This window comes from Streptomyces sp. NPDC021096, from assembly GCF_040641275.1.
Lineage (GTDB): Bacteria > Actinomycetota > Actinomycetes > Streptomycetales > Streptomycetaceae > Streptomyces.
Genome location: NZ_JBFADG010000009.1, coordinates 194,875 through 208,955, shown reverse-complemented (window position 1 = coordinate 208,955; position 14,081 = coordinate 194,875). Strand labels below are relative to the sequence as shown.

The following is a 14,081-nucleotide window of genomic DNA, read 5'->3' as shown; positions in this document are numbered from 1 at the left end:
CCCCGCGCGCCGGCGCCCGCCGGCGCCCGCTGCCCCGCCTCCCCCGCCCCTCTAAAACCCCCCGGGGGGGGGTGTAACCCAATTGGTTCCCCCCCGCCCCCGGCGGTTTTCTCGTCTTAGTGGCTCTCGCGCCGAAGGCTCGGCTTGAGCTCCTTGAAACGACCGAGGAGGCCGTTGACAAAGGCCGGCGAGTCGTCGGTGGAGAACTCCTTGGCGAGCTGCACCGCCTCGTCGATCGCCACGGCGTCCGGGGTCTCGTCCTCCCAGATCAGCTCGTAGGCGCCGAGCCGCACGATGCTCCGGTCCGCGGCCGGCATGCGGTCCAGGTCCCAGTCGATCGCATAGGTGGCGATCAGCTCGTCGATCCGGGCGGCGCGCGCGGCGAAGCCCTCGACCAGCTGCATCGTGTACGGGTTGACCGGCGGCTGGCGCTCGTCCGTCCGGGCGTGCCGGATCCAGTCCGCGAGGACGTCGCGCACCGAGCTCTCGCGCTGGTCGGCCTCGAAGAGGATCTGGAAGGCGCGCTTACGGGCCTTGCTACGGGCGGACACGGTTAGCTGTTCACCCGGCCGAGGTAACCACCGTCGCGAGTGTCGACCTTGATCTTCTCACCCGTGGTGATGAAGAGCGGGACCTGGATCTCGTAGCCGGTCTCCAGCTTCGCGGGCTTGGAGCCACCGGTGGAACGGTCGCCCTGGACACCCGGCTCGGTGTGCTCGATGGTCAGCTCGACCGCGGCGGGCAGCTCGACGTAGAGCACGGAGCCCTCGTGCTGCGCGACGGTGGCCTCGAAGCCCTCGATCAGGAAGTTGGCGGCGTCGCCGACGGCCTTGCGGTCGACCATGAGCTGGTCGTACGTGTCCATGTCCATGAACACGAAGTACTCGCCGTCCATGTACGAGAACTGCATCGTCCGCTTGTCGACGGTGGCCGTCTCGACCTTCACGCCCGCGTTGAAGGTCTTGTCGACGACCTTGCCCGAGAGCACGTTCTTCAGCTTCGTACGGACGAAGGCGGGGCCCTTGCCGGGCTTGACGTGCTGGAACTCGACGACGGACCAGAGCTGGCCGCCTTCGAGCTTGAGCACCATGCCGTTCTTGAGGTCGTTCGTGGATGCCACGGTTGCGGTATCTCCTGAGACTGCGACTGGTGGAACCAGAAAGTGCGGTGCGCCGGCTAGAGCGCGAGCAGCTCTTTGGTCGTGATGGTGAGTAGCTCGGGTCCGCCGTCCGCCTCGGGGCGGACGACGAGCGTGTCATCGATCCGGACGCCGCCCCGCCCCGGGAGGTGGACTCCCGGATCTACGGTGACCGGCACGCAAGCGTCCAGTTTACCCATTGCCGAGGGCGCCAGCCTCGGGTCCTCGTCGTTTTCGAGTCCGACGCCGTGTCCGATGCGCGGTCCCACCCGTTCGCCGTGGCCCGCGGCCTCCAGCACGACCCGTGCCGCACGGTCCACGTCACGGTAGGCCGCACCCGGCGCGAGGGCCTCACGACCCGCCCGCTGAGCGGCGAATACCTGCTCGTAGAGCTCGATCTGCCACTCCGCGGGAGAGGTCCCGATCACGAACGTACGGGCGATCTCACTGCGGTACCCGCGATAGTCCGCGCCCAGGCAGACGCTGAGGAAATCTCCCTCCTCGACCCGGCGGTCGGTGGGCACGTGGCCCGCCAGGCCCGAATTCGGCCCGGCGCCCACACAGGTGGGGAAGGCCGCGCCGTCCGCCCCGTGGTCGATCAGCCGGCGCTCCAGCTCCAGCGCCAGATGCCGCTCGGTCCGCCCCACCAGGATCGACTCCAGCAGCTCGCCCAGGGCCTGGTCGGCGATCTCCGCGGCGATCCGCAGCGACGAGATCTCCTCGTCGTCCTTGACGATCCGCTGCTGCTCCACGGCCGTCCCCAGGTCGTTCAGCAGCATCCGGGGCACCACCGAGCCCACGGCCCGGTGCCGGGCCACGGTCAGATGGTGCTCCTCCAACGCCAGCGAGCGCGCCCCGGCCTCGGCGGCCCGCTCGGCGCCCGCGACGGCCGGGTCGCCCTCGGGCGTGGGCAGCACCTCCACGCACAGGTCGTCGGCGGGCCGGCTGGCACCCGTGGTGTCCGCGAAGGGATCGGTGGTGCACACCAGCACGTCCCGGCCCGGCCCCAGGAGCAGCACCGCGCCCGCCGGGGCCCCGCCCGACAGATAGCGCACATTGGCTCCGCCGGAGACCAGGGCGGCGTCGCTGCCGCCCGCCTCGCACCGCTCGCGCAGCCGCGAGCGCCGTGCCGCGTACACCTCGGACATGCTTCCGAGCGTACGTTCGGCGGCGGGTTCCGGCCTTTCCAGCGCCTCCGACCGGGCGGCGCGCCGGGCGGCCCGGGGCCGCTAACGGGCGGTGAGGGAACGGGCGACGACCTCGTCCAGGAGCCGGGCCGTGGTGGCGACGTCCTGCTGGGTGTTGTCGATGATGGGCAGCCCCGAGCCGTACCAGCCCGCCATGCGGCCGTGGATGCGGGCGACCTCCTCGTCGCTGAGGCGGCGGTTGCCGGAGCGCTCGGCGTTGCGCTCCAGGACGACCTCCAGGCCCGGCAGGAGCACCACGGGCAGCAGCCCGGGGCCCACGTGCCGCTTCCAGCCGCCAAGGCCCACGACCGGTCGGTCGGGGAAGACGGCGTCGTCGAGGATGCAGGAGATGCCGTTGGCGAGGAAGTTGCGGGCGGCGAAGCCGCAGGTGCGGCGGGCCAGCCGGTACTGCGCCTCGGAGTGGTCGTTCCAGCCGGACTGCGGGTCGGCGAAGCCGGAGCGCACCCACTCGCGCACGTCGTCGAGGCTGACATGGGCGGTGGGCACCCGTCGGGTGTCCGCCCAGTACCGGGCGACCGTCGTCTTGCCGGCCCCGGCCGGGCCGATGAGGAGCACCGCGACGGCGGCCGTCTGGGCCGCTCCCGCCAGCGGGAAGTGGCCGGTGGGGCCGTCCTGGCCGGGCGGGGGCGGCGGCACTGCCGGCATCGGGGGGTGCGTTGGCGTTGGCGGCCCCACGGGGTACTGCATCCGGTGGCACTCCGTCTCGTACGGGCGGCTGGTAGGGGCGGTGTTCTTCCCCCGACCCGCCCCTTCGCCGCGGTGTCCTCAATCGCCGGACGGGCTGAATTTCGGCCAAGCCCCGGTTACGGGAAGGGGCGGGTCAGGGGAAAGAGTAAGCTCTCCGCTCCCCACCACGGGAACGGCCCCGTCAGCCCGTCAGTTCCTCCGCCAGCGCCCGCAACGCCAGCCGGTACGACCCGATGCCGAACCCCGCCACGGTCCCGCTCGCGACGGCCGCGATCACGGACGTGTGCCGGAACTCCTCCCGCGCGTACGGATTGGAGATGTGCACCTCGATCAGCGGCGCGGTCCGCTGGGACGCCGCGTCCCGCATGGCGTACGAGTAGTGCGTGAACGCACCGGGGTTGATGACCACGGGCACCGAGCCGTCGGCGGCCTCGTGCAGCCACCGCACCAGCTCGCCCTCGTCGTTGGTCTCGCGGACCTCGACGGCGAAGCCGAGCTCCTCGCCGAGCGCCGTGCACGCCTCGACCAACCCCTTGTAGGAGGTCGAGCCGTAGACGTCGGGCTCGCGGGAGCCCAGCCGGCCCAGGTTGGGGCCGTTCAGCACCAGGACGCGCCGGGCGCCCGCGCCGCTCACGCCGCGATCTCCGCGTGTGCGGCGAGCAGCATCGCCGGGTCCGGGCCCTCGAGAACCGTCGGCTTGGCCAGGCCGTCCAGGACGATGAAGCGCAGCCGGTCGCCGCGCGTCTTCTTGTCGACCTTCATGGTCTCCAGCAGCTTGGGCCACTGGTCGCCCCGGTAGGTCACCGGCAGGCCCACGGACTTGAGGACCTCGCGGTGCCGGTCGGCGGTGGCGTCGTCCAGCCGGCCGGCGATGCGGCCCAGCTCGGCGGCGAAGACCATGCCGACGGCCACGGCGGCGCCGTGCCGCCAGTTGTAGCGCTCGTTCTTCTCGATGGCGTGGGCGAGCGTGTGACCGTAGTTGAGGATCTCGCGCAGGCCCGACTCCTTGAGGTCGGAGGAGACGACGTCGGCCTTGACCCGGATCGAGCGCTCGATCAGCTCGGCGGTGTGCGGGCCGGACGGCGTGCGGGCGGCCTCGGGGTCGGCCTCGATGAGGTCGAGGATCACCGGGTCGGCGATGAAGCCGGCCTTGATGATCTCGGCGAGTCCGCTGACGTAGTCGTGGACCGGCAGCGACTCCAGCGCGGCCAGGTCGCACAGCACCCCGGCCGGCGGGTGGAAGGCGCCGACGAGGTTCTTGCCCTCGGCGGTGTTGATGCCGGTCTTGCCGCCGACGGCCGCGTCGACCATGCCGAGGACGGTGGTGGGCACGGCGATCCAGCGCACCCCGCGCAGCCACGTGGCCGCCACGAACCCGGCGACGTCCGTGGTGGCGCCGCCGCCGACGCCGACGATGACGTCGGTGCGGGTGAAGTTGGTCTGCCCGAGCGCCTTCCAGCAGTAGGCGGCGACCTCGACGGTCTTGGCCTCCTCGGCGTTCGGGAGCTGGATCGCGATGGCCTCGTAGCCCTGGGAGGCCAGGTCCTCGCGGATCGCCTCGCCGGTCTCGGCGAGGGCCTCGGGGTGCAGCACGGCCACGCGCTTGGCCTTGGTGCCGATCAGGCCGGGCAGCTCGCCCAGCAACTGTCGCCCGACCAGGACCTCGTACGGCGCGGTGCCCGCGCTGCCGGCGACCTGGATGCGGGTGGGGGCGTCGGTCATGCGTTCCTCACTGCGTGGTGTCCGGTGTGTGGGCCCGGGGCAGCCGGAGCGCCTCCATCACGGCGTCGGCTACCTGGGCCGGGGTGCGGCCGCCGGTCGCGACGACGGCGCGGGCGACCTCGGTGTAGAGCGGGCGGCGCGCTTCCATCAGCTCGCGCCACCGCTTGCGGGGGTTGACGGCGAGCAGCGGGCGCGGGGCGTCCAGTCCCACGCGGTGGACGGCGTCGGCGAGCTCGACGTCGAGGAAGACCACGGGCAGGCCCGTGAGCAGGGCCCGGGTGGACGGGTCCATGACGGCGCCGCCGCCGAGGGAGAGCACCCCGGGGTGCTCGGCCACGGCGGCGGCCACGGCCTGCCGCTCCAGATCGCGGAAGTGCGGCTCGCCCTCGTCGATGAAGATCTCCGGGATGGGCTTGCCGGCCGTCCGCTCGATGTCGGCGTCGGTGTCCCGGTAGCCGGTGCCCAGCCGCTCCGCGAGCAGGGCACCGATGGTGGACTTGCCCGCTCCGGGCGGGCCCACCAGGACGGCTACGGGGGGTGTCACTTGATGGCCAGGTTCTCGAGGTAGCCGCGGACGTTGCGGCGGGTCTCGGCGACGCTGTCGCCGCCGAACTTCTCCACGACCGCGTCCGCGAGGACGAGGGCCACCATGGCCTCGGCCACGATGCCGGCGGCCGGGACCGCGCACACGTCGGAGCGCTGGTGGTGCGCCTGCGCCGCCTCGCCGGTGGTGACGTCCACGGTGGCCAGCGCGCGGGGCACGGTGGCGATGGGCTTCATCGCGGCCCGCACGCGCAGCAGCTCACCGGTGGTCAGGCCGCCCTCGGTGCCGCCGGAGCGGCCGGAGGTGCGGCGGATGCCGTCCTCGGTGGCCACGATCTCGTCGTGCGCCTTGGAGCCGGGCACCCGGGCGAGGTCGAAGCCGTCGCCGAGCTCGACGCCCTTGATGGCCTGAATGCCCATCAGGGCGGCGGCCAGGCGGGCGTCCAGACGGCGGTCCCAGTGGACGTGCGAGCCGAGGCCCACCGGCACGCCGTAGGCCAGGACCTCGACGACGCCGCCGAGGGTGTCGCCGTCCTTGTGGGCCTGGTCGATCTCCGCGACCATCGCCTTGCTCGCCTCGGCGTCCAGGCAGCGCACCGGGTCGGCGTCGAGCTTCTCGACGTCGGAGGGCTTGGGCAGGACGCCGTAGGGGGCCTTGGCCGAGGCCAGCTCCACCACGTGCGAGACGATCTCGATGCCGGCCGTCTCCTTGAGGAAGGAACGGGCGACGGCGCCGAGGGCGACCCGGGCGGCGGTCTCACGGGCGGAGGCACGCTCGAGGATGGGCCGGGCCTCGTCGAAACCGTACTTCTGCATGCCGGCCAGGTCCGCGTGGCCGGGGCGGGGGCGGGTCAGGGGGGCGTTGCGGGCCAGCGAGGCGAGCTCGTCGGGGTCGACCGGGTCGGCCGCCATGACCTGCTCCCACTTGGGCCACTCGGTGTTGCCCACCATGACCGCGACCGGGGAACCCATGGTCAGGCCGTGCCGGACGCCGCCGAGGAAGGTGACCTCGTCGCGCTCGAACTTCATGCGCGCGCCGCGTCCATAGCCGAGGCGCCGCCGGGCCAGGTGGTCCGCCACCATGTCGGTGGTGATGGGAACGCCGGCGGGAAGACCCTCCAGCGTCGCCACCAGTGCCGGACCATGCGACTCTCCGGCCGTCAGCCAGCGCAACCTGCTCAACGGGACTCCTCTGCTCGCGCGCTCAAGATCATGCAGCGGGCGCGGCCTGGGGCATCTCCCAGCGTCGGCTGGGGGAGCGCGGCCCCGGCCCGCCACCTCCGATCCTCCCATGTCCCGCGGGCATTCCCGGCCGCCGGTCCAGGTTGTGGACCGGACGCGTCAGGGTACGGACAGCGCTCAGTGCGAACGGGCCGCCAGCGCCGCCTCGCCCGCGGCGCGCATGGCGGCCAGTGGGGCGGGGGCGCGGCCGGTCATCTGCTCGACCTGGAGCACCGCTTGGTGCACCAGCAGGTCCAGGCCGCCCAGGACCGTGCCGCCGTGCCGCGTCCAGGCGGCGGCCAGCGGGGTCGGCCAGGGCTCGTAGAGGACGTCGAAGAGCGTGCCGGGCCGCTCGGGCACGGCGCCCGCCAGTTCGTCGGTGGCCCCCGCCGGGGTGGTGGCGACGACCAGCGGCGAGGAGAGGGCCTCGGCGGCCCGCGACCAGTCGGCGGTGCGCACGGCCACGCCCAGCCGCTCGCCCCACTCCCGCATCTCGGCCGCGCGCCCGGCGCTGCGCACGTACGCGGTGACCTCGCCGGTGCAGATCCTGGCGAGGGCGGCGAGCGCCGAGGAGGCGGTGGCTCCGGCGCCCAGGACGGCGGCGCTCTCCACCTTCTCGACGCCGCGCTCGCGCAGGGCGGCCGCGATGCCGGGGATGTCGGTGTTGTCGCCGAGGCGGCGGCCGTCCTCCGTCAGGACGACGGTGTTGACGGCCTCCACGGACCGGGCCGTGGCGCTGACGGAGTCCAGCAGCGGGATCACGGCCCGCTTGAGGGGCATGGTGAGGGAGAGCCCGGCCCAGCTGCCGTCGAGTCCGTCGAGGAAGCCGGGCAGGGCCGCCTCGTCGACCTCGAACCGGTCGTACGTCCACTCCCCCAGGCCCAGCTCCGCGTAGGCGGCCCGGTGCAGCACCGGGGAGAGCGAGTGGGCGATCGGCGATCCGAGCACGGCCGCGCGGTGGCGGCCTTCCCTCACCTGGCTCATTGCGTCTTCCGGCTCTTGTTGAACTCGTCCACGAGCTTCTGGTGCTCCTGCAGGTTCTTGGTGAACGTCGTCTTCTCGTTGATGGAGACGAAGTAGTACCAGTCGCCCGGCTCCGGATCCATGGCCGCCTTGAGCGCCTGTTCGCCCGGGTTGCCGATGGGGCCGGGGGGCAAGCCCTTGTAGAAGTACGTGTTGTACGGGTCGTCGAAGGCCCGGATCTGCTTGGGGCTGAGATCCAGCTTGCTCTGGTTCTTCAGGTAGTTGTACGTCGAGTCGAACTCCAGCTTGCCGTTCGTCTCGGTGTTGGTGGGCTTGAGGCGGTTGTAGACGACCCGCGACATCTTGCGGAAGTCGTCGTGCGTCATGCCCTCGGCGTTGACCAGGCTGGCCACGGTGATGAGCTGCAGCGGGGACTTCAGGCCCAGCTCCTTGGCCTTGCCCTCCAGGTCCTGCTTGGCGTAGTTCTCCTTGGCCCGCGCGACCATCTGCCTCAGGATCGCCTCGGGCTTGGTGCCCTTGCCCGCGCTGTACTGCGAGGGGTAGAGGAAGCCCTCCAGCGGGTCCTTGATCTTCGGGTCGGAGTTCGCCCACTCGGGCAGCCCGAGGCTCTTGGCCTGGTTCTTGGCGATGTCCTTGGTCGTGCCCGCCGGGAGCCCGAGCTTCTCGTCGATGGCGCCGTAGATCTGGACGGCGCGGCGGCCCTCGGCGATCGTCAGGAAGTTCGCGGCGTTGGTCATCATCTCGACGGCCGCCGCGCCCGACATCTCCTTGCGCAGGGTGTAGGTGCCGGCCTGGATGGACTTGCCCTTGGGGTTCTTGCCCGCGGCCTCGGTGAAGGCGCCGACGCTCTTGACCACGCCGGCCTTCTGCAGCGCCTGGCCCATGGTGGTGAGGCTGGAGTTCTTGGGGATCTCGACCTGTACCTCGCCGCTGCCCTCGCCCGAGAAGTCGGGCGCGGCGCCGAAGTGGGTCTGCCAGTAGTCGTAGGCGAGGTAGCCGCCTCCGCCCACGACGCCGACGAGGACGACGGCGACCAGCAGACAGGCGGTGCCGCTGCGGCGCTTCTTCGTCTTCTCCCGGCCGCCCTTGCCCTTGCCGCGCCGCTCACGGCCGCGGCCGCGCTCCTCGCGGGGCTCGGGCTCGTCGTCGACCGGGGCGGGCGGGGCGTCCTCCTGGTCGTCGAAGAGGGAGATCTTGTCCTCGACGGGATCCGGATGCCACTCCTCCGGCGGCTCCTGCCGGGCGGGGGCCTGCCGCTGAGCCTGCGCCTGCTGCTGCGCCTGGGCCTGCTGCTGGGCATGGGCCTGCTGCTGCCGGATCTGCTCGTGCTGCCCCGTGTGCTGCTCGCCCACGTACGGGGCCTGCTGCTGCGGGTAGCCGGTGGTGCCCGTGTCGTACTCGTAGTACTCCGACGGACCGCCCGTGTACTGCCCGGGCTGCCCGCCGTACGTGCCGCCCTGGCCGGCCGGCGCGTACGGACCGGGACCCCCCGCGCCCTGCGAGGGATCCCAGCCGTACTGCTGCTGCTCGGGATAGTGCTGCTGCTGGCCGTAGGGGGGCTGCGACTGCTGCGGCTGCTGCTGCGCGTACTGCTGCCCGGTGTACCCCTGGTCCCCGTAGAGAGGGTCCTCGGGATGCCACGGTTGGGAGCCGGAACCCCGGCCGTACTCAGTCATCTATCCCCTAGAGCCGCACAGCGGCAGCCAGTGCGCCAGGTGCAGCGCGAACGTCCGACGTCTGGTCCTGCCCTGTAGACATTCGAACAGCTGCCATGTCGCGCGGAACGTTACCGTATTGCGATCAGATGACCACTTCGACGGCCTCGCCCGGCGGCCGGCCGGAGATCTTCTCGATCTCCAGGGCGTTCTGCAGGATCACCACGGCGGCCGCCTGGTCGACGACCGAGCGCCCCTTCTTGGAGCTGACGCCGGAGGCGCGCAGCCCCTGCGTGGCCGTGACGGTCGTCATCCGCTCGTCGACCAGCCGCACGGGCACCGGAGCGATCCGCCGGGCCATCTCCTTGGCGAAGGTGCGCACCTTGGCCGCGGCCGGCCCCTCTCCCCCCTTGAGGGAGCGGGGCAGACCGACGACGACCTCGACCGGCTCGTACTCCGCGACGATCGCCGCGAGCCGCTTGTGGGCCTGCGGGATGTCGCGTCCGGGGACGGTCTCGACCGGGGTGGCGAGGATCCCGTCGGGGTCGCACGACGCGACCCCGATCCGGGCGTCCCCGACGTCCACGGCAATACGCCTGCCTCGTCGCACGGTCAGGCCGCTTCCGCCACGAGGCGCTCGACGGCGGCCATGGCCTCGTCGACGGCCTCGGGGTTCTGACCGCCGCCCTGGGCGACGTCCGGCTTGCCGCCGCCACCGCCGCCGAGGGTCTTGGCGGCCGTGCGCACCAGGTCGCCGGCCTTCAGACCCCGCTCGCGGGCGGCCTCGTTGGTGGCGATGACAGTCAGCGGACGACCGTTGACAACGGTGAACAGCGCCACGACGGCCGCACGGCCGCCCTGGATGCGGCCACGGACGTCCAGGACCAGCTTGCGCAGGTCGTCGGCGCCGGTGCCGTCCGGCACCCGGCCGATGGCCAGGGCGATGCCGTGGACGTCCTTGGCGCCCTCGGCGAGGCCGGCCGCGGCCTGCAGCACCTTCTCGGCGCGGTAGCGCTCGATCTCCTTCTCGGCGTCCTTGAGCTTGGCGAGCATGCCGGAGATCTTCTCCGGGAGCTCCTCCGGACGGCCCTTGACCAGCTCGGTGAGCTGGGCGACGACCGTGTGCTCCTTGGCCAGGAAGTTGTAGGCGTCGGCGCCGACCAGGGCCTCGACGCGGCGCACGCCGGAGCCGATCGAGGACTCGCCGAGCAGCTTCACCAGACCCAGCTGGGCGGTGTTGGCGACGTGCGTACCGCCGCACAGCTCCTTGGAGAAGTCGCCGATGGTCACGACGCGCACGCGCTCGCCGTACTTCTCGCCGAACTCGGCGATGGCGCCGGCCTTCTTGGCCTCGTCCAGGCTCATGACCTCGGCCTGGACCTCGAGTTCCCGGGAGAGGACCTCGTTGATCCGCTGCTCGACGTCCGTGAGGACCGAGCCCGGCACGGCGGCCGGCGAACCGAAGTCGAAGCGGAAGCGGCCGGGCGAGTTCTCCGAACCGGCCTGGGCGGCCGTCGGGCCCAGCGCGTCGCGCAGCGCCTGGTGGGTGAGGTGGGTGGCGCTGTGGGCGCGGGCGATGGCCCGGCGGCGCGTGATGTCGATGGAGGCGTGCGCGGAGGCGCCCACGGTGACCTCGCCGACCTGGACGACGCCCTTGTGGACGTTGACGCCCGGGACGGGCTTCTGCACGTCGCGGACCTCGATGACCGCGCCGTTGTCGAGCCGGATGCGGCCCTGGTCGGCGAGCTGGCCGCCGCCCTCGGCGTAGAAGGGGGTGCGGTCGAGGACGACCTCGACCTCGTCGCCCTCGGAGGCGGCCGGGGAGGACACGCCGTCGACGAGCAGGCCGACGATCGTGGCCTCGTTCTCGGTCAGCGAGTAGCCGGTGAAGTCGGTCTCGCCGGCGGTGTCGGCGACCTCGCGGTAGGCGGACAGGTCGGCGTGGCCGGTCTTCTTGGCCTTGGCGTCGGCCTTGGCGCGCTCCCGCTGCTCCTTCATCAGGCGGCGGAAGCCGTCCTCGTCCACGGACAGGCCCTGTTCGGCGGCCATCTCCAGGGTGAGGTCGATCGGGAAGCCCCAGGTGTCGTGGAGCAGGAACGCCTTGTCGCCGGCCAGGACGGTGCCGCCGGAGGACTTGGTCTCGGCGACGGCGGTGTCGAGGATGTTGGTGCCGCCCTTGAGGGCCTTGAGGAAGGCGGCCTCCTCGGCGAGCGCGACGGTCTCGATGCGCCCCCGGTCGCTCAGCAGCTCGGGGTACTGCTGGCCCATCGTGCGGATGACCACGTCGAGCAGCTCGGCCACGACCGGGCCGGTGGCGCCGAGCAGGCGCATGTTGCGGATGGCGCGGCGCATGATGCGGCGCAGGACGTAGCCGCGGCCCTCGTTGCCGGGGGTGACGCCGTCGCCGATGAGCATCGTGGAGGTGCGCATGTGGTCGGCGACCACGCGCAGCGCGACGTCGGTGTTCTTGGCGGCGCCGTAGCGGACGCCGGTCAGCTCGGTGGCCTTGTCGATGACGACGCGCAGGGTGTCGGTCTCGTACATGTTCTGCACGCCCTGCAGGATCATCGCCAGGCGCTCGAGACCGAGGCCGGTGTCGATGTTCTGGCTGGGCAGGTCGCCGAGGATCGGGAAGTCTTCCTTCCCGTCGCCCGCGCCGCGCTCGTACTGCATGAAGACCAGGTTCCAGATCTCCACGTAGCGCTCGTCGTTGACGGCCGGGCCGCCCTCGATGCCGAACTCGGGGCCACGGTCGTAGTTGATCTCGGAGCACGGTCCGCACGGGCCGGGGACGCCCATGGACCAGTAGTTCTCCTTCTTGCCCAGGCGCTGGATGCGCTGGGCGGGCACGCCGATCACGTCGCGCCAGATGCGCTCGGCCTCGTCGTCGTCGAGGTAGACGGTGATCCAGAGCTTCTCCGGCTCCAGGCCGTAGCCGCCGTCCGCCACGGGAGTCGTCAGCAGCTCCCAGGCGTACTTGATGGCGCCTTCCTTGAAGTAATCGCCGAAGGAGAAGTTGCCGCACATCTGGAAGAACGTGCCGTGGCGGGTGGTCTTGCCGACCTCTTCGATGTCCGGGGTGCGGACGCACTTCTGCACGCTGGTGGCGCGCGGGAAGGGCGGCTTGACCTCGCCGAGGAAGTAGGGCTTGAACGGGACCATGCCCGCGGGGACCAGCAGCAGCGTCGGGTCGTCCGCGATGAGCGACGCCGACGGCACGACGGTGTGCCCACGCTCCTCGAAGAAGCGCAGCCAGCGCCTGCGGATTTCAGCCGACTCCATCAGTGGTCCTCTTTCCGGGTGTACGAGTTGTAGGTGTGCTGCTGCTCGAGAGCGACGAGGCGGCGCTGCTCGGGGAGCGCACGGTGGTCGGGTGCGAGGGGTGCCGCGCTCAGGCCGAGCGCGTCCTTGAGCGCCGCCTCACGGTGCGCCATGCCCTCGCGCACGTCCAGGGCGAAGAGCTTGACCTTGCGGCCCGCGATGACGGCACGGTCGGCCGCCTGCAGGGCCAGGCTCTCGGGGGTGAGCTTGGCGAGCTTGCGGTTGACCTTGGTCGTGGCCCAGACACCGGCTGCGACACCGGTGGTGAACCAGAACGTGCGGCGGAACATTTCTGGGGTCAACCCTTCTTGCGGATGCGGCTGCCGGCGCGCCGGGCGGACGGGAGGTCCTTGCCGACGGCTCGGCCGACGAAAACGGTGCCGGTGCTCTGCCGCTCGGGCTCGGTCTTGCGGCCCATGGCGCGCCGCACGCCGTAGCCGAACGCGGCGACCTTGACCAGGGGCCCGCCGAAGGCGGTGGAGACGGTCGAGGACAGCGCGGAGGCGTTCGCGGTGACTTCCTGGACGTCCGCGGTGATCGAGTCGACGCGGGCGAGCTGGGTGTTCGCGGAGCGGACGGTCGCGGAGGCGTCGGCGAGGAGCGGTACGGCCTGCTCGGAGACGTCGGCGACCAGTTTGGTGGCCGCTTTCAGCGTCTGCGCCAGCCGCACCAGGACCAGGGCGATGAAGGACACGAGGATCGCCCAGAAGACGGCCACGAGGATCCCGGCCACCTCTCCACCGGACACGCTGCACCGCTCCCTAGCTGGTTCTCGTCGCTTGTCCGTACCTTCCCAGGTACAGGTACCGACCTTATCGCGCCGGGCCTGCGCGCCCGTACCGCATTACCGGTCCGTACGGCACGGATGTACGAGCGTACGGAGGGGGGAAACGCGCCAGCCCGCCGGCTCGCCGACCGCATGGGCCGGAGAGACGACGGGCTGGGCAGAAGGAGAGTTCCGCGTCCGGGTCAGCGGGCGTAGTACTCGACGACGAGCTGCTCGTCGCAGATCACGGGGATCTCCTTGCGGTTCGGGTCCCGGTCCAGGCGGAAGGCCAGCGCCGGCAGGTTGACCTGCAGGTAGCGCGGGGTCTCGCCCTCGGTGTCGTAGCCACCGGCCATGGCGACCTGGAAGGGGTGCTTGGCACGGCTGCGCTCGCGGACCATCACGACGTCGTTCGGACGGACGCGGAAGGACGGCTTGTCGACCTTGCCACCGTTGACCTCGATGTGGCCGTGGACGACCATCTGGCGGGCCTGGTAGATGGTGCGGGCGATGCCCGAACGCAGGACCAGGGCGTCGAGGCGACGCTCGAGCTCGACGACCAGCGCCTCGCCCGTCTTGCCCTCGGCCTTCTTGGCGCGGTCGTAGGCACGCGCCATCTGGCGCTCGCTGATGTCGTACTGGGCGCGCAGACGCTGCTTCTCGAGCAGACGGACCTTGTAGTCCGAGTTCTGCTTGCGGCCACGGCCGTGCTCGCCCGGCGGGTAGGGGCGGGCCTCGAAGTACTTGACGGCCTTCGGCGTCAGCGCGATGCCGAGCGCACGAGACTTCTTGACCTTGGGACGCGACTGGTTAGGCACGTTCTCCAGACCTCCGTT

General features: G+C 71.6%; 15 protein-coding genes. All 15 read right to left on the bottom strand.

Features of this window, described 5'->3' with window-relative positions; translation table 11 throughout:
• Positions 1-116 precede the first annotated feature (116 nt).
• The 15 genes from nusB to rpsD all read right to left on the bottom strand — a co-directional run bounded on the left by nusB (position 117) and on the right by rpsD (position 14,063).
• Positions 117-551 carry a transcription antitermination factor NusB gene (gene nusB / locus AB0G59_RS15930; RefSeq protein ID WP_071966191.1) on the bottom strand — a complete coding sequence of 145 codons (435 nt, stop codon included), beginning with the start codon at positions 549-551 and terminating at the stop codon, positions 117-119.
• Positions 552-553: 2 nt separating this feature from the next.
• Complete coding sequence (gene efp / locus AB0G59_RS15925; protein WP_360911872.1) at positions 554-1,120, bottom strand: elongation factor P; 567 nt, start codon at positions 1,118-1,120, stop codon at positions 554-556.
• Between the two features lie 56 nt (positions 1,121-1,176).
• Complete coding sequence (locus AB0G59_RS15920; RefSeq protein ID WP_360911870.1) at positions 1,177-2,286, bottom strand: aminopeptidase P family protein; 1,110 nt, start codon at positions 2,284-2,286, stop codon at positions 1,177-1,179.
• 81 nt (positions 2,287-2,367) lie between these two features.
• Positions 2,368-3,033: an AAA family ATPase gene (locus AB0G59_RS15915; protein ID WP_360911868.1), complete on the bottom strand. Its 666-nt coding sequence runs from the start codon at positions 3,031-3,033 to the stop codon at positions 2,368-2,370.
• Between the two features lie 181 nt (positions 3,034-3,214).
• Positions 3,215-3,667: a type II 3-dehydroquinate dehydratase gene (gene aroQ, locus AB0G59_RS15910; RefSeq protein WP_360911866.1), complete on the bottom strand. Its 453-nt coding sequence runs from the start codon at positions 3,665-3,667 to the stop codon at positions 3,215-3,217.
• On the bottom strand, positions 3,664-4,755 hold the full coding sequence (gene aroB, locus AB0G59_RS15905; protein ID WP_360911864.1) for a 3-dehydroquinate synthase: 1,092 nt from the start codon (positions 4,753-4,755) through the stop codon (positions 3,664-3,666). Before aroB ends, aroQ begins: the two co-directional genes overlap by 4 nt.
• Positions 4,756-4,762: 7 nt before the next feature.
• Entirely contained in the window at positions 4,763-5,299 is a 537-nt protein-coding gene (locus AB0G59_RS15900) for a shikimate kinase (RefSeq protein WP_360911862.1), read from the bottom strand.
• Complete coding sequence (aroC, locus tag AB0G59_RS15895; protein WP_071966198.1) at positions 5,296-6,480, bottom strand: chorismate synthase; 1,185 nt, start codon at positions 6,478-6,480, stop codon at positions 5,296-5,298. The genes AB0G59_RS15900 and aroC overlap by 4 nt, the downstream gene beginning before the upstream one ends.
• A 177-nt stretch (positions 6,481-6,657) precedes the next feature.
• On the bottom strand, positions 6,658-7,503 hold the full coding sequence (locus AB0G59_RS15890) for a shikimate dehydrogenase (RefSeq protein ID WP_360911860.1): 846 nt from the start codon (positions 7,501-7,503) through the stop codon (positions 6,658-6,660).
• The gene (mltG, locus tag AB0G59_RS15885) at positions 7,500-9,179 is read right to left on the bottom strand and encodes an endolytic transglycosylase MltG (RefSeq protein ID WP_360911857.1); all 1,680 of its coding nucleotides are present in this window, start codon (positions 9,177-9,179) and stop codon (positions 7,500-7,502) included. The genes AB0G59_RS15890 and mltG overlap by 4 nt, the downstream gene beginning before the upstream one ends.
• Positions 9,180-9,303: 124 nt before the next feature.
• Positions 9,304-9,768: a Holliday junction resolvase RuvX gene (gene ruvX, locus AB0G59_RS15880; protein ID WP_360911855.1), complete on the bottom strand. Its 465-nt coding sequence runs from the start codon at positions 9,766-9,768 to the stop codon at positions 9,304-9,306.
• Positions 9,769-9,770: 2 nt separating this feature from the next.
• A complete protein-coding gene (gene alaS, locus AB0G59_RS15875; protein ID WP_360911853.1) occupies positions 9,771-12,440 on the bottom strand; it encodes an alanine--tRNA ligase in 2,670 nt (889 codons plus the stop codon).
• A complete protein-coding gene (locus tag AB0G59_RS15870) occupies positions 12,440-12,769 on the bottom strand; it encodes a DUF6167 family protein (RefSeq protein WP_071966202.1) in 330 nt (109 codons plus the stop codon). The genes alaS and AB0G59_RS15870 overlap by 1 nt, the downstream gene beginning before the upstream one ends.
• An 8-nt stretch (positions 12,770-12,777) precedes the next feature.
• Entirely contained in the window at positions 12,778-13,227 is a 450-nt protein-coding gene (locus AB0G59_RS15865; RefSeq protein WP_071966203.1) for a DUF948 domain-containing protein, read from the bottom strand.
• A gap of 221 nt (positions 13,228-13,448) precedes the next feature.
• Entirely contained in the window at positions 13,449-14,063 is a 615-nt protein-coding gene (gene rpsD, locus AB0G59_RS15860; protein ID WP_360911850.1) for a 30S ribosomal protein S4, read from the bottom strand.
• Between the last annotated feature and the right edge of the window lie 18 nt (positions 14,064-14,081).